Raw genomic sequence first — 20,953 nt, forward strand, 5'->3', positions numbered from 1 at the left:
AATCGATATAAGTTCCGCAACGGACGGATTGATTCAATTTCATACTGGACAGGCCTGAAATTGATTGTAGCATTCCATCTTGTTAACAAAGACGCCATTGAGGTTGTGGGCGCCATTTCTGCCAAGTGTTGCTTCACATAACAACCAAGTGCAGATTTCGCTTGTGAAAGCTTGGCGTTTCGAGAAATCGGTGAACGGGGGAAGAAGCATTGCTTCTTCCCCCGTTTTCGTCGGCGGCCGCCATTGCTGACTTTTCCGGCTCGAGACCTTCCTTACCCAAGTACCACCTTCCTTTCCATCAATGGCCGACAAGCCCAGCGTCACGGCCGGGATGCCTAGCGGGCAGGCAGATCGAGTGCGTATTCCAGGCCCTTGCTTGACGAGTGGGCTCGCGATAACCACGTGCCAGGAAGCAGTTCTCCAGGGCCATGCTGCGCCAGCTGCCATCGGCTGCGGCCGAAAGCCCCTCCAACTCGCCGGTCGTCACAGGATTTTCCATGCCGCACAGCTTTGCTCGCAACGCTCTGGTGCTCGGCCTGCTCGCCGCCATCGGGCCCTTTGCCATCGATATGTATATACCCGCCCTCCCCTCGATGGCGGAGCATCTCCAGACCAGCACCGCCGCCGCCCAGATGACCCTGATGGCCTTCTTCCTGGGGTTTGGCTTGACCCAGATCATCTACGGACCGGTCTCTGACATTGTCGGCCGCAAATTGCCGCTCTATTTCGGTCTGGCGGTGTTCACATTGGCTTCGATCGGCTGCGCGTCGGCCCCAACCATCGATTGGCTGATCGGCCTGCGCCTCATCCAGGGCATCGGAGCGGCGGCTGTGATGGTGATCCCGCGCGCCATCATCCGTGATCTGCATACCGGCGTCGAGGCAACCCGATTGATGTCCCTAGTGATGCTGGTGTTCAGCGTCTCCCCCATCCTCGCCCCTCTCACAGGCAGCGCCCTCATCATTCCCTTCGGATGGCGCGCGGTCTTCGTAGCCGTCACCATCGCCGCCGTGCTGAGCCTGCTGCTGACGGCTTTCGTGCTGCCGGAGACCCGGCCGCCGGCCGAACGCATTGCCGGCGACCTGCCCACCGTTCTGTCGAATTACGGGCTGTTGCTGCGTGACCGCCATTTCCTGGGAGTGACCTTCATCGGCGCGCTGGGCATGTCGAGCTTCTTCACCTTCCTGGCCAGTTCCTCCTTCATCTATGTCGATCATTTCGGCCTGACCCCGATGCTCTACAGCCTGGCCTTTTCCGTGAACGCCATCGGCTTCATCGGCGCCTCCCAGTTCAGCGCCCATCTCGGCCAACGTTTCGGCATGGGCCGGGTGATCCTCGGCGCCGTCTTCGCCTATGCCATCGCGGCCATCGCCCTTTTCGCGCTGGTCGCAAGCGGTGTCGACAGCCTGCCCGTGCTGATCGCGATGCTCTTCGTCACCTTTGCCTTCCTCGGCCTGGTCATCCCGACCAGCATGGTCCTTTCGCTGGAGCATCATGGCCCCATTGCGGGCATGGCCTCGGCTCTTGGTGGCACGCTGCAAATGGTGACGGGTGCCGTCATGATCGTGATCGCCAGCCTCTTCTTCAATGGCACGGCCCTGCCGATGGTCACGATCATCGCCCTCTGCGCCATAGGAGCGCTGATTCTGGCCAAGCTCACTTTGACTGAAAAGGAGATCGCCGCCCCGGCGGAATGAGCCCAACCACAGCGGTCTCGCACCGTTTCCGATCCCGGCCGAATCGGCGCGCATGTCGTTCCAGTCGAACAGCGATTGCTGGGCCCTCTACTAAAGAGGTAGGCGGATCGGCTTCCTGCCGGCCGCCAAACCTGCTAGATCTATTCCAATCTACGCATTTTCATGCGAAAAACCTCGCCTTCGCTCGCAGCGAGGTCTGCGCGTCATTCGCGCCTTTCCCGCCAATCCGTCAAATTCGACACGTCATATTTGACGGAGTGTGCTCCTAGCGCCGCCCGTCTAAATTGATCTTGCGAACGGCGCAGCGATCTCCAAACAGATCCCCTCCATGCTGTGCTGTTCGCACCTTCGCTCGGTTCTCTCGATACCCTCCCAAGCCCGCGCAGCGGGCTTCTTTTTGTGATCGGCAAGACAGACATAAGTTTGGAATTTCGAACGATATCAATTCGATAGGCTCCTTTGGCAGCCCGGCACGGTTTGGAAGATCATTGGCATTTTGAGGCCTGACGATGGCGCTCTCTCCCTCATCGTATCAGCTGAATTACCGGCAAGATCGCGGGCCGGATTGGGACTGTGAAGCCTTGCCGTTCGCCGAGCCGAACCATCCGTCGAAATTCGGTGCCGATGCCTCCCCTTTCCAGGCCCGGGACCCGCCAGACCGGTGCTCCCAGATTGTTCTCCCTGGCTTGATGCCCCGCCGGCCGGCACATTGCTGGCCGGTTTCCTCCTCCGACTAAGAAAGTAGCCTGACGTGGAAGCTCGCCTCGATCCTCTCGCTCTCGACAGAATGTTCCATGCGCTCGCCGATACCAGCCGTCGCACCATGGTCGATCGTCTTGCCCGCGGACCAGCCTCTGTCAGCGAACTCGCACTCCCCCTTTCCATGGGCATGCCCGCGGTGCTCAAGCATCTCGGCGTGCTCGAAGCCGGGGGTATCGTCGTCTCCGAGAAGGCTGGCCGCGTGCGCACCTATCGCATGACGCCGCATGCCCTGGCCCTGGCCGAAAGCTGGGTCGCCGAACGCATGGCCCTGCACGACATTGCCATTGACGATGCGCCGATGCCGGTGAAGCTGCCCGAACGCAGCCCGGTGACGCAGCTTCGCTCGGTCGAAGCCCGATAAGCCCCTCAAATAGGGCGATGGGGACGGGCGCCGTTCAGGTGCCCGCCCTTTTCGGCATGACGGCTGCCACGAATTGCCTGAGTTCGCGGCCGACATGGTCCGCAACCGGACAATTGGGCTCGAAACCCCACCAAACGAGCGAGCCCTGCCATTGCGACGCCATCAATTGGCCAAGCCCTTGGCGCTGGCCTCCCCGCTCCGCCAAACAGGTGTCGAGCACGTCGACGAGGGCATCCCGCCAGCGCGCGCCGCGTGCGCGCAGCAGGGGATCGCGCAGATCCTCCCTCAGGATCAGCAATCCTTCGGCATAGGATTCGATGGCGCCATAGTCGCCGGAGAGAGCCACCAGCAGATCGACTGCCCCCTCGGGCGTGCGCGCAATATCAGCTGCCAGCTGTGACGTTTTTTCGTCCAAGCGGTCCCAGGCATGGAGCAAGGCCGCCTGCTTGAGCTGCGCCTTGCTGCCAAAGCGCTGCACCAAGGTTGCAGCCGCCAGGCCGCTAGCCCGCGCCAATCCCGCAAATGTCAGTGCCTCCGGCCCTCCAGTGTGCAGAAGCTGCAAGGCAACTCCCAGCACGGTCTCGTCGGGCAGGGTCTTATGTCGGGGCATCTTGACATCCATTTATAACCGAACGATCATTTATATATCAATTCTTATGCTCGAAAAGAGCGCTCGGCAATCGAAAACAGGAGCTGTGGTCATGCTCACCGGAAAGGTCGCACTTGTTGCCGGCGGCACGCGAGGGGCGGGCCGAGGTGTTGCAGTCGAGCTGGGAGCAGCAGGCGCAACCGTTTACGTCACCGGGCGCAGCACCCGTGGGCATCGATCGGAGTATGACAGGCCGGAAACCATCGAGGAGACGGCCGAATTGGTCAATGCGGCCGGCGGCCGGGGCATTGCCATCCGCGTCGACCATCTCGTACCCGATGAGGTACGCGGCCTGGTGGAGCGGATACGGAGCGAGCAAGGCCGTCTCGACATCCTGGTCAACGATGTCTGGGGCGGCGAGAAACTGTTCGAGTGGAACAAGGCCGTGTGGGAACACGATCTCGACAAGGGATTGCGCCTGCTGCGCCTGGGGATCGATACCCATCTGATCACCGCGCATCACGCCCTGCCCCTGCTGATCGAGCGCCCCGGCGGTCTTCTCGTGGAGATGACGGACGGAACGGCCGACTACAATGCCGGCCACTACCGCCTCTCGCCCTTCTACGATCTGGTCAAGTCGGCGGTGATCCGTCTCGCCTGGGCGCATGCCAAGGACCTCGCCAAATACGGGGCCACCTCGGTGGCGCTCACCCCGGGCTGGCTGCGCTCGGAAATGATGCTGGAGGCATTCGGTGTCGCAGAGGAGAATTGGCGGGATGCCACGGCAACGGTGCCGCATTTCGTCATTTCGGAAACACCTCGCTTCGTCGGGCGCGCCGTGGCAGCCCTTGCCGCCGATGCCGAAAGGAATCGCTGGAACGGGCAGTCTCTTTCGAGTGGACAGCTGGCGCGAATCTACGGTTTCACCGATCTTGACGGCTCCCAGCCCGACGCTTGGCGCTACATTCCGGAGATCGAAGAAGCCGGAAAGCCGGCCGACGCGACCGGTTATAGATAGGTTCCTTCATGGCCATGCCTGCCTCTGCCGAAACCACAGGATCTGTCCGAGGCATCTTGGCCATGATCATTGCGATGGTGAGTGTGCCGACCGTCGACGGCATTGCCAAATATCTGAGTACGGACTACTCGCCCTTCTTCATCGGTTGGGCGCGCTATGCGGTGGCGGGCCTGGCGGTCCTGCCTCTCTCGGCCCTCCTCCATGGCCGGAGGATGTTCCCGTCGGAGCATCTGGCTTCTCATATCGCGCGCACCGTCTTCCTGGTCGCGGCGATGACCCTGTATTTCCTGGCCATCGCCCGCATCCCGCTGGCAACGGCGCTCTGCGCCTATTTCGTCGGCCCCATCCTGGCGGTCGCCCTGTCTATCGTCGTGCTCAAGGAACGCATGACACCGGCCAAGGGCGTCAGCCTCGCCCTGGGTTTTGTGGGCTCGCTCATCATTCTCCAGCCCGGCGGCGGCATCGAACCCGGCATTCTCCTGGCTCTGGCCTCCGGCATCTGCTTTGCCTTCTACCTGATCGCCACCAGGCGTGCGGCCCAGCAGAGTGACCCCGTCAAGACACTGGCTTTCCAGTGTTTCTTTGGGGCAGCCCTCCTCACGCCGCAGGCCGTGCTTTCCTGGTCTGCCCCCGCCGTCGATCATCTCCTGCTCTTTGCCGGTCTCGGCCTGATCTCGGCGGTCTGCCACCTGCTCTCCATCATCGCCTTCCGGCTCGCCGATGCCTCGACCCTGGCGCCTCTCGTCTATGCGGAACTCGTTGGTGCCGCCATCGTCGGCTATTTCGCCTTCGGCGACGTACCGGATGCGATAACTCTTCTCGGCGCCGCCTTCATCATCTCGGCGGGGCTCATCCTGCTGCTGCGCCGGACGGCAGCCTGATAGTCCTGCGAGACGATCTCTGCCTGTGAAGACAAGCCCTTTCCCCCAGCAAATGTCCAGGGTTGTCGCGGGCCGGACGAGCCAGTTTACTCGGCCCATCACGAATCTCGGCACCAGCCGGGACGCCCATAAGGGGAAGTCCGCATGAAGCCCGCACTGAGACTATTCGCCCTCGTCCTCCCCCTCGCGGCCAGCCTTTTGGCCGGTGCATCCCGCCCCGCTCTGGCCGAGACCGTCCTGCACAAAGGCAATGGCGCCGAGGCCCAGACCCTCGATCCAACCCACAGCTCGATCATCGCCGAGCAATTCATCCTCAAGGACCTGTTCGAGGGGCTCACCGTTTTCGATGCTGCCGGCAAGCTCACGGCGGGAACGGCCGAAAGCTGGACGATTTCCCCCGACGGTCTCGCCTACACCTTCAAGCTGCGTCCCAATGCCAAGTGGTCCAATGGCGATCCGGTCACGGCCGCTGACTTCGTCTTCAGTTTCCGCCGGCTCGAAGATCCCAAGGAAGCGGCCAGCTTCGCCAATCTGTTCTATCCGATCAAGAATGCCGAAGCGGTGAACAGCGGCAAGGCCGGTGTCGACACGCTCGGCGTCAAGGCCCTCGATGACAGGACGTTGGAGATCACGCTGGAACGGCCGACGCCCTATCTCCTGCAACTCCTCGCCAATCAAGCCGCCCTGCCGGTGCATCAGGCCTCGGTCGAGAAGCTCAAGGCCGATTTCGTCAAGCCTGGCAATTTGATCTCCAACGGCGCCTATACCCTGACCGAGAACCTCGCCAATGATCATGTCACGCTGGTGAAGAACCCGCGTTACTGGGATGCCGCCAATGTCCGCATCGACAAGGTGATCTCCTATCCGATCGATGACCAGGCCGCCGCCCAGCGGCGCTTTCTTGCGGGCGAGCTCGACATGACCTTCGAGTTCGCGGCCGATCAGCTGAAACTTCTCAAGGAGAAGGTGGGCGATCAGGTCCATGTCTCGCCGAATCTGACCAATGAATATTATGCCTTCGATACCCGCACCCCGCCCTTCGACGATGCCAGGGTTCGACGTGCCCTGTCGATGGCGGTCGATCGCGACTTCCTGGCCGAGAAAATCTTCTCGGGCACGCGCGTCGGCAGCTACAGCTTCGTCCCCTCCGGCTTGCCGGGCTATACCCCCGCCATGCCGGACTTCGCCGACAAGCCTCAGCTCGATCGTGAGGACGCCGCCAAGGACCTGCTCAAGCAGGCGGGATTCGGCGAGGGCGGCAAGCCGCTGAAGCTCACCATCCGTTTCGGCACCAACGACAATAATCGCCGGATCGCCACCGCTGTGGCGGATATGTGGAAGGCACTCGGCGTCGAGGTCTCCCTGCTCAATTCGGACAGCAAGTCCCACTACGCCTTCCTGCGCGACGGCGGTGCCTTCGAGGTAGCGCGCGCGGCCTGGGTGGCCGACTATGCCGACGCCGAAAACTTCCTCGCTCTACCGACGACGGCCAACAAGGCGTTCAACTATTCCCATTTCGCCAGTCCGGACTATGACGCGCTCGTCGCCAAATCCTATGCCGAAACCGATCCGGCCAAGCGTTTGAAGATTCTGGAGGATGCCGAGGCGCTCCTGGCGCGCGACCAGCCTGTGGCTCCCCTGCTCTCCAATGCCGATCTCTGGCTGGTCTCGAGCAAGGTGAAGGGCTGGCAGGACAACGCCGCCAACGAGCACCTGACGCGGTTTCTCAGCAAGGAGTAATCGGAGGGCCGGTCTTCGGACCCGCCGCTTTCAGAGTGTTAGCTCTGAAGTCCAGATGGGACGGATGAGGGGTCGCAATGCCCCATGCCAACCATTTCCCTGCTTGTTCGAAACTCCCTGAAGAGGGCTGGTCCAATGACCAGCCTCCTTTATACAGCCAGGCCGAATTCGGCGGCGCTGTCGCTCAGCCAATGCCAGAAACTGCCGGCCATGCTGCGAAACAGGGCGATTTCGTAGGTTGGCGTTTCGTCGAGCTGCCACAGCGTCACGCCGATATGCGAGCAGGCGGTCACGGCGGCATCGCCCGGTGCGAAGGCGCGCGGATGCAGGTCGATGTCCAGCCCCTTGGCGAACATATCGCGGACATGCGGGCCAGAAACCCGCAGCACGGCATAGCCGGAGGTCTGGTCGGTCACCGACGCGAGCGTGCCGACCGCCTCGATCAGGTCCGAGACGAGCAAATTGGGCCCACCTGCCTCGCGGGTGACCAGCCAGGCCGACGGCCCGGTGCCCAGCGCCGCAAGCGAGCCGGCCACGACCCGCTTGGGCCCGTTTGGCAGCCTGAGGCCATAGGCGGCCTGCATGCGGGCCGCCAGCGCTCCTTCCTGGCCCTTACGGGCGGCCAGGGTGACGATTTCCAGGCCCGAGCGATCCTGCACGGTGACGCCTGCACCCGTTCCCACCGGTTTGAGCAGGCCGGCAAAGGCGCTACGGGACTCCAAACGCCCCGCGCTCATTGCGTCAAACATGGAGACGGCTCCCTTCAGGATCAAAGAAGATGGGCGAGATGACTTCGACCTCGATATCGCCGTTGCGTACCGGATCATAGGCCCGGATCACTTCGCCATGACGAGACGGACCGTTGGCGAGCAGGCCAAGGCCGATCCAGCTTTCGAGCATCGGCGAATAGACCACCGAGGTTGCGAAACCCTCGTCATTGGCCGCGACGGCCGCAGCCCCCTTCTTGAGGAAATGCGAACCGGCCCGCAAGCGATCGGCCGGATTGACCGGCTTGACGCCGACGAGGCCGGGCCTGTCGGCCGCCACCAGCGCAGGACGCTGGGCCAGGACGCGGCCGATATAGTCCTTCTTGGTCGACATCATCTTGCCGAGGCCAAGATCGCGGGCCGTGGTCTGGCCGTTGAGCTCGTTGCCGGCGACATGGCCTTTCTCGACGCGCATGACGCCGAGAGCCTCGGTGCCATAGGCGCAGCCGCCCATCTCCTCGGCCAGCGCCATCAGTGCCTTGAGGAGGTCAAGGCCGTAATGGGCGGGTACCGCGATCTCATAGGCAAGCTCGCCCGAGAAGGAGAGGCGGTAGAGCCGCGAGCCGACATTGCCGAGCTGCAGCGTGGCACATCCCATATAGGGGAAGGCTTCGTTCGACAGATCGGCGCTCGAGCCGTAGAGCTTCTGCAGCAATTCGCGCGCCTTCGGCCCGGCCACCGCATATTGCGACCACTGCTCGGTGATCGAAGAGAGCGAGACGTCGAGTTCGGGCCAGAGTGTCTGGCGGCAGAATTCGAGATGCTGCATCACCTTCACGGCATTGGCCGTGGTGGTGGAGATCACATAGTGATCGGGTGCAAAGCGGGCCGCCGTGCCGTCATCCATGACGAAGCCGTCTTCGCGCAGCATCAGGCCATAGCGGCATTTGCCGACGGCGACCGTCGAGAAGGTGTTGACGTAGACGCGGTCCAGGAAGGCACCGGCGTCGGCACCCTTGATGTCGATCTTGCCCAGCGTCGAGACATCGCACACGCCGACGATCGAACGGGTGGTCTTGACCTCCCGGCAAACGCTTTCCAGCCAGTCCTTCTCGCCGGGACGCGAGAACCACTGCGGGCGCAGCCACTGGCCGGCCTCCACCATGGTGGCACCGTTGGCCATCGCCCATTCATGGCCGGCGGTGAGGCGCGTCGCCTTGAAATGCTTGTCGCGATGGGGACCGGCCAAGGCGCCGATCGCCACCGGGAAATGCGGCGGCCGCGAAACCGTGGTGCCGACCGCCGTCATCGAACGACCGAGCAGGCCCGCCATCATGGCATGGCCCGGTATGTTCGAGGTCTTGCCCTGGTCTGTGGCCATACCCAGCGTGGTGTAGCGCTTGAGATGCTCGACCGAGCGGAAGCCTTCGCGATGGGCGATCTCGATGTCCTTGGCCGTGACGTCGTTCTGCTGGTCGACGAAGGCCTTGCTCTTCGTCTCGGCGACATGCCAGAGCGGCTTGAGGCCGACAGGCTCGTCGTCGCAGGCCGGGATCGGGGCCTGCCCGGCGGAAAAACCGCAATCGCCGGCTGCGGCCCGGCCCGCTTGCGCGCCAGCCCGCAGGCAGGCGCCCAGGGAGAAATCGCCATTGGCGGCACCGACCACCGTCATGCCCTCGGGCAGGTCGCCCGGCACGAAGGCTGCAAGCTCATCCGACCAGCGCGGCCGGGCGCCCTTGTGCGTGGTGAGTGCGACCTGCGGGTTCCAGCCGCCGGAGACAGCCAGGAAATCGGCGGAAATCGTCTCGCGCTTGCGCCCGGCGATCACCTCGACCGACTTGATACCCTGGGCGCCGCCCTTGGCATCGGTCACGCTTGCCCCGAGCAAGGTGCGCGTTCCGGCCTTGCCGGCCCAACCCGACACCGCGGCATCGACCTGCGAGCGCGGATCGACAATAGCGGCCACGGTCACGCCGGCAGCCACGAGATCGGCCGCCGTGCGCCAGCCATCGTCACTGGTGGTGAACACCACGGCCTGGCGGCCTGGCGCCACGCCGTAGCGGTTGAGATAGCTGCGCGCCGCCGAGGCGAGCATCACGCCCGGCCGGTCATTGCCGCCGAAGACGATGGGGCGTTCGATGGCGCCCATGGCATTGATGCAGCGCTTGGCCATGATGTGCCACAGGCGCTGGCGCGGCTGGTGGGCGGGCGGCACCGGGAGATGATCCGACACCCGCTCCAGTGCGCCATAGGTACCGGTGTCATAGACACCGAAGACCTGGGTCCGGCGCATGATACGCACCTCGGGCATGGCAGCGAGTTCTGCCTCGATATCGGTGGCGAAGGCAGCAGCCGGCTTGCCACCGACCTCATGCCGCTCGGCCAGCAACCGCCCGCCCAGCCGGAAATCGTCGTCGCACAGGATCACGCGGGCACCGGCCCGGCCGGCTTCCAAGGCGGCCATCAGGCCAGCAGGACCCGCGCCGATCACCAGCACGTCGCAAAAGGCGGCGGCCTTCTCGTAATGATCCGGGTCCGGCAATTGGCTGGCGCTGCCGAGGCCCGCCGCGCGGCGGATCATCGGCTCGTAGAGCTTCTCCCACAGGGCAGCCGGCCACATGAAGGTCTTGTAGTAGAAGCCGCCGACGAAGATCGGGCCGGCGAGCTGGTTCACCGACAGCAGGTCGAATTTCAGCGAAGGCCAGCGGTTCTGGCTCGCCGCTTCCAGGCCATCATAGAGCTCGATGGTGGTGGCCTTGGTGTTGGGCTCGCGCCGGGCGCCGCTGCGCAGTTCCACCAGCGCGTTCGGCTCCTCAGGGCCAGCCGTGAAGATGCCGCGCGGGCGATGATATTTGAACGAACGCCCGACCAGGCGGATACCGTTGGCGAGCAGGGCCGAGGCCAGCGTGTCACCGCTCAGGCCCTCATAGCTGTTGCCGTCGAAACGAAACCGCACGGTGCTGTTGCGATCGACCAGGCCGGCGGAAGGCAGACGAAAGGAAACGGCCTCGCTCATGATGCGGCTCCCAAAGCTTGAGGCATCACCAGTTCCGCCTTCTCGATTACGTGGGTCTTGGTGTTGCGCCGGACCTTGAGCCAGGAACGGCAGCCCGAGCCGTGATACCAGAACTCCTCATGCGCGCCCTCGGGGTTGTCGCGCAAATAGGCATATTCATAGAAGTTCTTGCCGGCGTCGGGCGCCGAGGCATCCGGCCGCGTGAGCCCGGCATCGCCGAGATAGGTGAATTCGTGCACGCCGCGCGCACCGCAATAGGGACAGGCAATCCGCATCGAACCGTGCCTCAGTGAAGATTGGGTTGGGCGCCCTGGCCCTTTTCGTCGATCACCGCTCCGGTCTCGAAGCGATTGAGCCGATAGGCGGCAGCCACCTCATGCGGCTGATCCTTGGCGATGAGATGGGCAAAGCACCAGCCCGAGGCCGGCGTGGCCTTGAAGCCGCCATAGCACCAGCCGCAATTGAGATAGAGGCCGTCGATGCCGCTCTTGTCGATGATGGGCGAGCCATCCATCGACATGTCCATGATGCCGCCCCAGCTGCGCAGCAACCGCAGGCGACCGATCATCGGCATCACCGCCATGCCGCCTTCGCAGACATCCTCGACCACCGGCATGTTGCCGCGCTGGGCATAGGAATTATAGCCGTCGATGTCACCGCCGAAGACCAGGCCGCCCTTGTCGGACTGGCTGACATAGAAATGACCGGCGCCGAAGGTGATCACGCCCGGGATCAACGGCTTGAGCCCCTCGGTGACGAAGGCCTGCAGCACATGGCTCTCGATCGGCAGGCGCAATCCCGCCATGGTGCCGACCTTGGAAGTATTGCCGGCCACCGCCATGCCGATCTTCTTGGCCCTTATGGTGCCGCGGGTGGTCTCGACGCCGACGATGGCCCCGCCTTCGCGGACGAAACCCGTCACCTCGCAATTCTGGACGATGTCGACGCCGCGGTCGCTGGCGGCGCGGGCATAGCCCCAGGCCACCGCGTCATGGCGCGCCGTGCCGCCGCGCCGCTGCAGGAGGCCGCCCTGGATCGGGAAGCGGGCATTGTCGAAATTCAGGAAGGGCGCCATCGCCTTGACGCCGTCGCGATCGAGCAATTCGGCATCGACGCCGTTCAGGCGCATGGCGTTGCCGCGACGGGCGAAGGCATCACGCTGGGCATCGGAATGATAGAGGTTCAGCACGCCGCGCTGGCTCATCATGGCATTGTAGTTGAGGTCCTGCTCCAGGCCCTCCCACAGCTTCATGGCGTGCTCATAGAAGGGAATATTGCCCTGCAGCATGTAGTTCGAGCGCACGATCGTGGTGTTGCGGCCGACATTGCCGCCACCGATCCAGCCCTTCTCGATCACCGCGACATTGGTGATGCCATGATTCTTGGCGAGATAGTAGGCCGTGGCCAAGCCATGGCCGCCGCCACCGATGATGATCACGTCGTAGTTGAGCCGCGGCTCGGCGTCACGCCAGGTCGGCGTCCAGCCACGGTGGCCATTCAGGGCATTCTTGAGAAGGGAGAACAGGGAGTAATGCATCGATCTTCTTGCCGGGGAAGAGTGCGGAAAACTTCGGTCGTCCGGTCGCTTCGTCGCCTAGCGAGAGGTGGATTCGAGAGCATGCTGCTCAGGCGCCCACTTCCAAGACCAGGCCACGCCGGCACGATCAGCGCTTGTCGTCGAGAATCATGGATCCCTCTGCCCTTTGCGAATACGGGCTGTATTGTTATTACGCATAGCAGCCTGTTACCCACAGTGAAAGATTATTCCTGCGCGTGCAAGATTTTTTGCTACTTTAATGCCAGGAAAAAAGTTTCACCACGAATGCCGGTCGCCGACAAGCAACCGGTTCGTCAGGCCGCCGCTGCTGCGCGCATGGGCGTTTCGGACCGCCTGCCACGGCATGCAGGCTCAAAAGAGGGTGTCCAGCGGCTGCGGGCGGGCAAGAACGAAACCCTGGGCACGATCGACACCGATGGCACGCAACAGGGTCAACGTCTCCTCATCCTCCACCTGCTCGGCCACCGTAATGGTTCCCAACCGGTGGCCGACCATGTTGATCGATTCGACGATGGTGCGGTCGACGTCGCTCCGTGCCATCTGCCGGATGAAGTCGCCATCGATCTTGAGACCATCGACGGAGAACTGCCTGAGATAGGTGAACGAGGACAGCCCCTTGCCGAAATCATCGAGCATCACGCCGCAGCCGGCAGCGCGCGCCTTGGAAAGGAACTGCTGCGCGGCCGTCAGATTGTTGATCACCGCCGTCTCGGCAATCTCGAAATGGATGCGCCGGGGCGACAAGCCCGATTGAGCGAATTCCTCCTGCAGCAGCGGCCAGAGGAAGGGATCGTTCAGTGAATTGGCAGAGAGATTGATGGCGAGGGAGATATCGCCGGCGTCGAGCAAGCGGGGACCATAGCGGCGGAACGTGGCATGAATGACCCAGCGGTCGATACTGCCCATCAGGTCGTAATGTTCGGAGGCCGGGATGAAGGCAGCCGGCTCGACGATGTTGCCGGCATCGTCGAGCATGCGCAGCAGGATCTCGAAATGCCGCTGCCTGCCTTCCCGCCCGGAAAGATCGAAGATCTGCTGGACATAGAGGCGGAAGCGGTTGGCTTCGATCGCGTGGCGAATGCCGGCCGCCACCCGCATCTCACTGTGGTTGCGATGGGTCTTGCTCTCCCCATCGCCATAGACGGCAAGCTGGTTGCGGCCCGAGGTCTTGGCGGTATAGCAGGCTATATCGGCCTGGCTCATCAACTCGTCCTGCCTTGGCGCCTCCGCATCGATCCGGGTCAGCCCCACGCTGGCGCCGATCTGATAGGTCCGGCCATCCCAGGCAAAGCGCAACTGAGCCAAACCGCGCAGAAACCGTTGCGCAATCGCCTCTCCCTCCACGACAGAGCAGTCACGCAGCAGAAGAGCGAACTCATCACCACCCAGGCGGGCGGGTACGTCTTCCGTCCGGCAGACGCGGCGCATCAGATTGGCGACTTCGCGCAACAGCGCATCGCCGGCGGCATGCCCGGCGCTGTCATTGACGATCTTGAAGCGATCGAGGTCGACGAAGCACAGCACGTGCCGATGCTGGCCCTTGCGCGCCTGCTCGAGCGACAGGCGGATCTCGCGCTCGAAGGCGGAACGGTTGGGAAGTCCGGTCAGGCTGTCGTGATTGGCCGAGTGTTCCAGAGCCTGCTGCAGGATGCGGGCCTTGGTTACGTCCTGGAAGACCAACACGGCGCCGATGATTTCACCCGAGGCCGTGCGCACGGGCGCAGCGGAATCGCGCACGCTGCGCCGCTCGCCGTCCCGCCGCAGCAACACGGCACCGTCACTGAGATAATAGGGGTGCATCCGCGCCAGGCAGGTTTCCACCGGGTCGGCAAGGGGTTCACCGGTGGCTTCATCGACGATGCGAAACACTTCGGACAGGCGCCTGCCAACCGCATCCGGACCCGGCCATCCCGTCATTTCTTCCGCACCGGGATTCATGAACGTGATCCGGGCATGAGCATCGGTCGAGATCACGGCATCGCCGATCGAATGCAGGGTGATGCGCAGCCTCTCCTTTTCCTCGAACAGCGCCTCCACCAGTTCCTTGTGCTCGGTCACATCCCAATCCATGCCGACCGTGCGGATCGGGGTGCCGGCCTCGTCACGGATCACCCGGGCCAGCGAATGGATGTGGCGGATCTTGCCGGAATGCCGGTCCCGCAGGCGGAACTCCATGTCGAACAGCGTGCCTTCACGCATTGCCCTGTCATATTCGCGCGTGATTGCGGCCACGTCGTCGGGGTGAATGCGATCGAGCCAGGCCTGCCGGCTGCCGTCATAGCTGTCCGACGGCATGTCATAGAGCCGGTGCAGGCGATCGTCCCAATTATAGCGCTGGGAGGCGAAATCATATTCGAAGACACCAGCGCCAGCTGCCTCGATCGCCAGTTGCAGCCGCTGGTTGAGGGCCAGGATGGCGCTTTCGGCCTCCTTGCGCGCCGTGATGTCGGTATGGGTTCCGATAATGCGCAAGGCACGCCCATCCGCCGCCCTCTCGATCACCTTGCCGCGATCATAGATCCAGCGCCAATTGCCATCCCTGGCCAGCAGGCGGTTCTCTATGGCGAAATCCGGCGTCTCGCCGCGCAGATGGGCTTCAATGATCGCCCGGCATCGTGGCAGGTCCTCCGGATGTACACGGTCGGACCATTCGCTGGCGCTGGTCCCGACTTCGTCCTGGTCGTAGCCCAGCATCGCTTTCCACTGATGCGAATAGAATACCTCCCCCGTCTCGAGATTCTGATCCCAGACCCCATCGCCCGAGCCGTAAAGTGCGAATTGCCACCGCATTTCGCTATGTCGAAGAGCCTCCTCCGCCGCCTTTGCATCGGTGATATCGCGGGAGATGCCGATCAGCCCAGTGATCTCGCCGCGCTCGTCGCGCCGCGGCGCCTTGGTGGAGGAATAGGTGCGCAACACGCCGCCGAGCATGGCTGTCTCCTCCATGGTGGAGGGTTCCCCGCTCTGCATCACATGACGGTCGTTCTCGATCAGGCGGCGCGCCATCCCGGCCGGAAAAATGTCTGTATCGGAACGGCCGAGGATCTCGTCGCTCGATCGCCCCATCAGCCTCTCGACCGCGGGATTGACCAGAGCATAGCGGCCGTCACGATCCTTGGCATAGATCAGATCGGGCGTGCCGTTCATCACGGCCTGCAGCAGGACCAGCGTGTCGTGCAGTCTCTGATTGCGCTCCACATCGTCGGTGACATCCCAACAGACACCGGTTCCATGCGTCAGGGCACCATCATCGCCGCGGATCAGCCTGACCGTGGAACGGATATGGCGCAACCGGTTGGTCGTTGGACACCGAACACGATAGTCGAGCTGATAGTGCAAACCCGACTGCAGCGCGCTCTGGCGAATGCGATCGACCCTCTCGGCATCTTCGGGCGAGAGCAGGCCGAAGAACTCTTCCAGCGTGTTGCCGAACGTCTCGGGCGTCACGCCGTGAAGCGCGTAGGTTCGCGCATCCCAATGCCGGAGGCCCGAGGGATAATCGACGTGGAAGATGCCGATTCCGCCGGCTTGAACGGCGACCTCCAACCGCTCCGAAACAGCGGTAAGACGTTCCTCCATTTCCTTTTGGTAGGTGATGTCGGCAATGGTCCCGATCATACGCTTGACCGTGCCATCCGGTGCGTACTCGACCGCCCTTCCGCGGCTGACCACCCAGATCCAGCGACCGTCATTGTGCCTCAATCGATAGGTCGCGTCGAAGTCCCGATTGCCATCGCGCCCGACACGTCCTGCCGCCTCCGCCATGCGGGCACGATCGTCCGGATGCATCTTGCTCAGCCAGTTGCCGATCGAATGCACGCGCTCTTCGTCCGGCAGGTCGAGCATGGTGCGCCAGTGCGACGACACCCACACCATTTCATTGGGCACGTCGAAGTCCCACACGACTTGCCTTGAGCCTTCCAGGGCCTGGCGCCAGCGCCACTCCGCCTCGGCGAGGCCGGCCTCGTCCGGCTTCTGGTCCCTGACGGCCACGATCTGCACAATCGCGGCAAAGGGAGAGGCTTCGTCCAGCGCGCCAAGCCGGGAGAGACTGGTCAAGCCGGTGAAGACTGTGCCGTCATGCCGGCGATAGCGGCGCTCCACGCCGTCCTCGTTCCGGCCATCCCAAGAGAAACCGGTGCGATCGTCCGTATGAGCGAAGTCGGCAAAAGTCATGCCGACATAGCCGGCGGCCTGGTAACCGGTGAGGCGACAAAAGGCAGGATTGGCATAACAAAACCGGCCGTCATGGCCGATCAACGCCATGGCGACGCCGGCTTGCTCGACGACATGGCGAAGCAGTGCCACGTCACCCGGAAGTACGACCGCATCAAGGCGACCGAAGCCAAGCCCGGCGTCTATCTTCATCTGGCGGATCTCACCTGCGCGAGCGAAATCATCAGCATTCAAAGTGTGGGAATGGTACTGAGAAGCGGCGCCATTGCCAAATGGCGCTGCGAGAATTTGTGCCCTTTTTCAGCAGTGTTTTGTGTATGACGCAGCGCGCCCGGCAGAAACATTCGGGAAGCACCGGGCTGCCGGTCATTCTTCTTCCGAGGTCGTCGAGCAGGGGCGAGGCGCCGTTAGGGCAGGCGCTCTCCGCGCGAAGCCACGAGCACCGCATACCACTCCTGTCGGCTCCAGCGCGGCAGATAGGCCTGCGGGATCTCCCGGATGCGGTCGAGGTTCTGGGTACCGACGATCGGAATGGTTCGTGCCGGATGCACCATCAGCCAGCTCAAGGCCACCGCCGTGCGGGATACACCCGCCTGCTCCGCCTTGGCATCGAACAAGCCAACTACCGCCCGCGCCCGTTCATCCTGCGGCAGGGCAAGCCGCCCGCCCGCCAAGGGCGACCAGGCCAGCACCGCCATGTCGTTCATGATCGCCTGGTCCAGAATTCCATCCTGGAGCGGATCGAGCTTGAGGGCCGAGAATTCGGGCTGGTGGCTGACGATGGGCAGGTTGAGGCAGGCCGCCAGGCCCTGCGTCTGGGCAGCCGTATAGTTCGACACGCCGATGGCGGCGATCTTGCCGGCCCGATGCGCCTCCTCGAGGGCCCTGGCGATTTCACCGGGATGGGTGAGGATATCAGGGCGATGGATCTGCCACAGATCGATGCGATCGACCTGCATTCGCTTCAGCGACGCATCGATGGCCGAGGCGAGATAAGCGGCGGAGGAATTATAGGGCGTGCCGAAGACGATACCGCCCTTGGTCGCCAGCACCATGCGCCGGCGCAATCCAGGGCTGGCCTCGAGCACGCGGCCGAGCTGGCTTTCGGCAACGCCGAAGCCGCCAAGGTCGGACGGGCCGTAGATGTCGGCGGTATCGAACAGCGTGACGCCGGCCTCGAGCGCGGTCTCCACCAGCTTCTGGGCCGAAGCAAGGTCTTCACCGCCGAAGCGCCACATGCCCCAGGCGACCGAACTGACCGACATGCCACTGCGACCGAGGGGACGGATCGGTTCGGGTGCCGGCAGGTCGCTCATCTCGGGATCTCGCAGTGACGACGCGTCACTTCTATCAAGCGGAGGTCGTATTGGACATCCCCTCCTCCCAATAAGGCGGATCGCCGAAACTGCGTTTCAGATGCTCAGCCAGCGTCCGCAGCTTGACGGAAGGCCGCCGTCCTTCGGGATGGGCAAGGAAGATGAATTCCGGCTCGGGCCGGACACCGATGTCGATGACTTTCAGCTTTCCGGCGCGGATCTCGGGTCCGACGATGAAAGTGGGCAGCAGCCCGATGCCGAGGCCGGCAAGCGCAGCGTCACGAATCACATCGCCATTGTTGACACGCAAGGCGACCTTGGCCCGCACGATTTCGACGCCATCAGGCCCGAGGAAACGCCAATCGGCAGCCCCGCGGTTCGAATAGAACAGCCCTTTGTGACTATCGAGATCGCCGATGGAACGCGGCATCCCCTCGCGATCCAGATATTCCGCCGACGCCACCAGCAGACGCTGGCTCGGCGCGAGACGCCAGACCATCAGCCGCGTATCCGCGATGGTACCGTGCCGGATGACACCGTCATAAGCACCGGAGGAGACGTCGACGCGGCGATCGTCAAGATCGAGGATGAGCTCGACCTGGGGATGCGCCGCCAGGAACGGAAACAAGGCGGGGCCGAGATGAAGGCGCCCGAAGGTGATCGGCGCACCAATCCGCATCGGGCCGGCCAGGGTGCCGCGCCGCTCGGCCAGATCCGCAGCCGCCTCTTCCACCTCGCGGAGGATCCGCCTGGCGCGTTCCAGAAAAGCGGCTCCATCTTCCGTCACCGACAATCGCCGTGTGGTACGATGAAGCAATATCGTACCGACACTCCGCTCCAGGTCACCCAGCCGCTCGCTCACAACCGATTTCGACAGGCGCAGGCTGCGTGCTGCCTCGCTGATCGATCCGGCCTCGGCGACCGCAACGAAACTTGCGATCCCGTCCAGTTTCATTGTTCGGAAATCCCGGAAGATAGAACCAATATCTGCAGGATACTCCGAACATGACGATTGCGCCATATTCGCCCCATCCAAAGCGTCTCCCATGAACGAGGAACGGCAATCATGAACAGACTTTCGGGCAAGCGTGCGCTCATCACCGGCGGCACCACCGGCATAGGCCTGGAAACCGCCCGCCAATTCCTGGCGGAAGGCGCCCGCATCGCGGTGACCGGCACCAATCCCCAAACGCTGCAGGCCGCCCGCAAGGAACTGGGCGAAAATGTCCTAGTCATCCAGTCGGATGCAGCCGACGTCGCCGGCCAGAAAAGGCTCGCCGAGACCATCGCCGAGGCCTTTGGCGGTCTCGACATCCTCTTCGTCAATGCCGGCATCGCCCAGCTCAAGCCGTTGGCGGACTGGAGCGAGGCCGCCTTCGACAAGGTCTTCGACATCAATGTGAAGGGCCCTTATTTCCTGATCCAGGCGCTGCTGCCGATCCTGGCCAATCCGGCTTCGATCGTGCTCAACACCTCGGTCAACGCCCATATCGGCATGCCGAATTCCAGCGTCTATGCCGCGTCGAAAGCTGCGCTGCAGTCGCTGATCCGCACCCTGTCGGGCGAGTTGATCGGGCGCGGCATTCGCCTGAACGCCGTCAGCCCCGGCCCGATCGCCACGCCGCTCTATGGCAAGCTCGGCTTTGCCGAGCAGGATCTGAAGAACGTCGCCGACAGCATCAAGGGCCTGGTTCCCGCCGGTCGCTTCGGCGAGGCCAGCGAAATCGCCAAGGCCGTGGTGTTCCTGGCCTCCGACGAAGCGGCTTATACGGTCGGCAGCGAACTCATGATCGATGGCGGCATGGGTACGCTCTGACCAGCGTCGGCGGCCCTATTCTTCCCGGCCGAGGCTCGCCGCCTCTTCTTCCGACAAGGCTTGGGGCTGGACGCCCTCGCCTTCGATGGGGACCGGCCTTCCGGTGCGCGCCGCTTCGAGGATGCCTTCCATGATCTCGAGCACATGCAGCGCAAGGTCGCCGGAAGCCCGAGGCGGCCGCCCTTCCCTGAGGCTGCGGGCCAGATCAGCCACGCCGATCATCCGGTAGTTCGCGCGATCGGGTGCGGCGTAGGGCCAGTTCAGGCTGCCATAGGTCATGCCGGCCGTATCGATGGACTGCCAGGGCTCGCCCCTACGGCTGAGGGCGAGAGAACCGCCGAAGGTATCCGGGTCGGGCAGGCTGAGCGAGCCTTCGCTGCCATGCAGCTCGATCGGCTGGTTGGAATGGCGGAAGACATCCCAGCTCATGCCGACATTGACGATGGCGCCGCCGGCGAACTCGACCAGGGCCATCAGGGTGGTGGGCGTACCGACGGCGAAGCTCGTGCCCTGGTTCGGCCCGGGCGCCGTGATCAGCCGCTCCGCCTGCCCGGTCGTGGCCATCGCCGCAACCTGGCGGGCCGGTCCCAGCAGATTGACCAGCATGGTCAGGTAGTAAGGGCCCATGTCGAGGACCGGGCCACCGCCGGGCTGGTAGTAGAATTGCGGATTGGGGTGCCAATGCTCCATGCCGCGGGTCATCATGAAGGCGGTGCCCGTGGTCGGGTGGCCGATCGCCCCTTCCGCCATCAAACGGCGAGCCGTTCGTCCTGCCGCACCGAGAAAGGTATCGGGCGCAGAACCGATCGCCAGATTGCGCCGGCGAGCCTCTTCGACCAGCCTCCGACCCTCCGCAGCCGTAACGGCAAGCGGCTTTTCGGTGAAGACATGCTTGCCCGCGGCAAGGGCCGCCATCGACACTTCGAAATGGACGGCCGGAATCGTCAGGTTGAGAACGAGGTCGACTTCGTCGTCCGCAAGAAGTTCTTCCACGCCGAGAGAGCGAATGCCGTATTCCTCGGCTCTGATCTTAGCGGATTCCGCTGAGATATCGGCGCAAGCCTTCAATTCGACGCCTGGGAAAAGCGCGGCGTTGTGCAGATAGGTCATCGAGATATTGCCGCATCCGATCACACCGATGCCGAGTTTACCCATGCGTCTCCTCCGCCATCCATTCCAGCTTGATTGCTCATTTTTGCATTAATTTAGAAAGTAAACACGAGAAGCTTTGTGTTTGAATGAAATTTTTTGAACGAAAATGACAATTTGTCCTTGACAGTACGCGGGCCCAGGCCAAGCATGCCCTCAAAATCAGG

At 63.2% G+C, this 20,953-nt stretch carries 16 protein-coding genes; 7 read left to right on the forward strand and 9 right to left on the reverse strand.

Annotation, left to right across the window (positions count from 1 at the left end; all coding sequences use genetic code 11):
• Positions 1–497 precede the first annotated feature (497 nt).
• Complete coding sequence (locus ACIGJE_RS21560) at positions 498–1,697, forward strand: multidrug effflux MFS transporter (protein ID WP_415083801.1); 1,200 nt, start codon at positions 498–500, stop codon at positions 1,695–1,697.
• A 787-nt stretch (positions 1,698–2,484) separates the two neighbouring features.
• On the forward strand, positions 2,485–2,820 hold the full coding sequence (locus ACIGJE_RS21565; RefSeq protein ID WP_311942030.1) for an ArsR/SmtB family transcription factor: 336 nt from the start codon (positions 2,485–2,487) through the stop codon (positions 2,818–2,820).
• A gap of 34 nt (positions 2,821–2,854) precedes the next feature.
• Here the strand turns inward: ACIGJE_RS21565 and ACIGJE_RS21570 are convergent, their stop codons facing one another.
• Positions 2,855–3,430 (reverse strand): TetR/AcrR family transcriptional regulator, encoded by a 576-nt coding sequence (locus ACIGJE_RS21570; protein ID WP_367623297.1) that lies wholly within the window; start codon positions 3,428–3,430, stop codon positions 2,855–2,857.
• Positions 3,431–3,521: 91 nt separating this feature from the next.
• Here ACIGJE_RS21570 and ACIGJE_RS21575 point away from each other — a divergent pair, with 91 nt between their 5' ends.
• From ACIGJE_RS21575 to ACIGJE_RS21585, 3 genes are all read left to right on the forward strand, one after another.
• A complete protein-coding gene (locus tag ACIGJE_RS21575) occupies positions 3,522–4,427 on the forward strand; it encodes an SDR family oxidoreductase (protein ID WP_311941964.1) in 906 nt (301 codons plus the stop codon).
• Between the two features lie 56 nt (positions 4,428–4,483).
• The gene (locus ACIGJE_RS21580; RefSeq protein ID WP_415083804.1) at positions 4,484–5,308 is read left to right on the forward strand and encodes a DMT family transporter; all 825 of its coding nucleotides are present in this window, start codon (positions 4,484–4,486) and stop codon (positions 5,306–5,308) included.
• A gap of 144 nt (positions 5,309–5,452) precedes the next feature.
• Positions 5,453–7,048 carry a peptide ABC transporter substrate-binding protein gene (locus ACIGJE_RS21585; RefSeq protein WP_415083805.1) on the forward strand — a complete coding sequence of 532 codons (1,596 nt, stop codon included), beginning with the start codon at positions 5,453–5,455 and terminating at the stop codon, positions 7,046–7,048.
• A gap of 149 nt (positions 7,049–7,197) precedes the next feature.
• Here ACIGJE_RS21585 and ACIGJE_RS21590 read toward each other — a convergent pair whose 3' ends face one another.
• The 5 genes from ACIGJE_RS21590 to ACIGJE_RS21610 all read right to left on the reverse strand — a co-directional run bounded on the left by ACIGJE_RS21590 (position 7,198) and on the right by ACIGJE_RS21610 (position 16,595).
• Positions 7,198–7,797 carry a sarcosine oxidase subunit gamma gene (locus ACIGJE_RS21590; RefSeq protein WP_415083807.1) on the reverse strand — a complete coding sequence of 200 codons (600 nt, stop codon included), beginning with the start codon at positions 7,795–7,797 and terminating at the stop codon, positions 7,198–7,200.
• Positions 7,790–10,771, reverse strand: coding sequence for a sarcosine oxidase subunit alpha family protein (locus ACIGJE_RS21595; RefSeq protein WP_415083809.1), 2,982 nt, complete (start codon positions 10,769–10,771; stop codon positions 7,790–7,792). Before ACIGJE_RS21595 ends, ACIGJE_RS21590 begins: the two co-directional genes overlap by 8 nt.
• The gene (locus ACIGJE_RS21600; protein WP_311941983.1) at positions 10,768–11,046 is read right to left on the reverse strand and encodes a sarcosine oxidase subunit delta; all 279 of its coding nucleotides are present in this window, start codon (positions 11,044–11,046) and stop codon (positions 10,768–10,770) included. Before ACIGJE_RS21600 ends, ACIGJE_RS21595 begins: the two co-directional genes overlap by 4 nt.
• 11 nt (positions 11,047–11,057) lie before the next feature.
• Positions 11,058–12,308 (reverse strand): sarcosine oxidase subunit beta family protein, encoded by a 1,251-nt coding sequence (locus ACIGJE_RS21605; RefSeq protein ID WP_311941985.1) that lies wholly within the window; start codon positions 12,306–12,308, stop codon positions 11,058–11,060.
• A gap of 372 nt (positions 12,309–12,680) precedes the next feature.
• Positions 12,681–16,595 carry a PAS domain-containing protein gene (locus ACIGJE_RS21610; protein ID WP_415083812.1) on the reverse strand — a complete coding sequence of 1,305 codons (3,915 nt, stop codon included), beginning with the start codon at positions 16,593–16,595 and terminating at the stop codon, positions 12,681–12,683.
• On the opposite strand from ACIGJE_RS21610, the gene ACIGJE_RS21615 reads away from it, so the two are divergent.
• Positions 16,482–16,826: a hypothetical protein gene (locus ACIGJE_RS21615; RefSeq protein ID WP_311942033.1), complete on the forward strand. Its 345-nt coding sequence runs from the start codon at positions 16,482–16,484 to the stop codon at positions 16,824–16,826. The two genes, ACIGJE_RS21610 and ACIGJE_RS21615, sit on opposite strands and share 114 nt — an antisense overlap.
• Before the next feature lie 86 nt (positions 16,827–16,912).
• On the opposite strand, the gene ACIGJE_RS21620 is transcribed toward ACIGJE_RS21615, so the two are convergent.
• On the reverse strand, positions 16,913–17,821 hold the full coding sequence (locus ACIGJE_RS21620) for an aldo/keto reductase (RefSeq protein ID WP_311941989.1): 909 nt from the start codon (positions 17,819–17,821) through the stop codon (positions 16,913–16,915).
• Positions 17,822–17,855: 34 nt separating this feature from the next.
• Complete coding sequence (locus ACIGJE_RS21625) at positions 17,856–18,776, reverse strand: LysR family transcriptional regulator (protein WP_415083814.1); 921 nt, start codon at positions 18,774–18,776, stop codon at positions 17,856–17,858.
• A gap of 111 nt (positions 18,777–18,887) precedes the next feature.
• Between ACIGJE_RS21625 and ACIGJE_RS21630 the strand changes: the two genes are divergently transcribed.
• Positions 18,888–19,637, forward strand: coding sequence for an SDR family oxidoreductase (locus ACIGJE_RS21630; protein WP_367623305.1), 750 nt, complete (start codon positions 18,888–18,890; stop codon positions 19,635–19,637).
• A 15-nt stretch (positions 19,638–19,652) separates the two neighbouring features.
• Here the strand turns inward: ACIGJE_RS21630 and ACIGJE_RS21635 are convergent, their stop codons facing one another.
• Entirely contained in the window at positions 19,653–20,792 is a 1,140-nt protein-coding gene (locus ACIGJE_RS21635; RefSeq protein WP_483678658.1) for a Gfo/Idh/MocA family protein, read from the reverse strand.
• Between the last annotated feature and the right edge of the window lie 161 nt (positions 20,793–20,953).

The organism is Labrys sp. E2SS-1L, from assembly GCF_057073705.1.

What these genes read in the sequence shown, in the direction of transcription:
- ACIGJE_RS21585 (WP_415083805.1), top strand. Translation starts at nt 5,453, where the DNA reads ATGAAGCCCGCACTGAGACTATTCGCCCTCGTCCTCCCCCTCGCGGCC.
- ACIGJE_RS21600 (WP_311941983.1), bottom strand. Translation starts at nt 11,046, where the DNA reads ATGCGGATTGCCTGTCCCTATTGCGGTGCGCGCGGCGTGCACGAATTC.
- ACIGJE_RS21620 (WP_311941989.1), bottom strand. Translation starts at nt 17,821, where the DNA reads ATGAGCGACCTGCCGGCACCCGAACCGATCCGTCCCCTCGGTCGCAGT.
- ACIGJE_RS21625 (WP_415083814.1), bottom strand. Translation starts at nt 18,776, where the DNA reads ATGAAACTGGACGGGATCGCAAGTTTCGTTGCGGTCGCCGAGGCCGGA.
- ACIGJE_RS21610 (WP_415083812.1), bottom strand. Translation starts at nt 16,595, where the DNA reads ATGGCGTTGATCGGCCATGACGGCCGGTTTTGTTATGCCAATCCTGCC.
- ACIGJE_RS21590 (WP_415083807.1), bottom strand. Translation starts at nt 7,797, where the DNA reads ATGTTTGACGCAATGAGCGCGGGGCGTTTGGAGTCCCGTAGCGCCTTT.
- ACIGJE_RS21635 (WP_483678658.1), bottom strand. Translation starts at nt 20,792, where the DNA reads ATGGGTAAACTCGGCATCGGTGTGATCGGATGCGGCAATATCTCGATG.
- ACIGJE_RS21605 (WP_311941985.1), bottom strand. Translation starts at nt 12,308, where the DNA reads ATGCATTACTCCCTGTTCTCCCTTCTCAAGAATGCCCTGAATGGCCAC.
- ACIGJE_RS21565 (WP_311942030.1), top strand. Translation starts at nt 2,485, where the DNA reads ATGTTCCATGCGCTCGCCGATACCAGCCGTCGCACCATGGTCGATCGT.
- ACIGJE_RS21630 (WP_367623305.1), top strand. Translation starts at nt 18,888, where the DNA reads ATGAACAGACTTTCGGGCAAGCGTGCGCTCATCACCGGCGGCACCACC.
- ACIGJE_RS21575 (WP_311941964.1), top strand. Translation starts at nt 3,522, where the DNA reads ATGCTCACCGGAAAGGTCGCACTTGTTGCCGGCGGCACGCGAGGGGCG.
- ACIGJE_RS21570 (WP_367623297.1), bottom strand. Translation starts at nt 3,430, where the DNA reads ATGCCCCGACATAAGACCCTGCCCGACGAGACCGTGCTGGGAGTTGCC.
- ACIGJE_RS21615 (WP_311942033.1), top strand. Translation starts at nt 16,482, where the DNA reads ATGAGCGAAGTCGGCAAAAGTCATGCCGACATAGCCGGCGGCCTGGTA.
- ACIGJE_RS21595 (WP_415083809.1), bottom strand. Translation starts at nt 10,771, where the DNA reads ATGAGCGAGGCCGTTTCCTTTCGTCTGCCTTCCGCCGGCCTGGTCGAT.
- ACIGJE_RS21560 (WP_415083801.1), top strand. Translation starts at nt 498, where the DNA reads ATGCCGCACAGCTTTGCTCGCAACGCTCTGGTGCTCGGCCTGCTCGCC.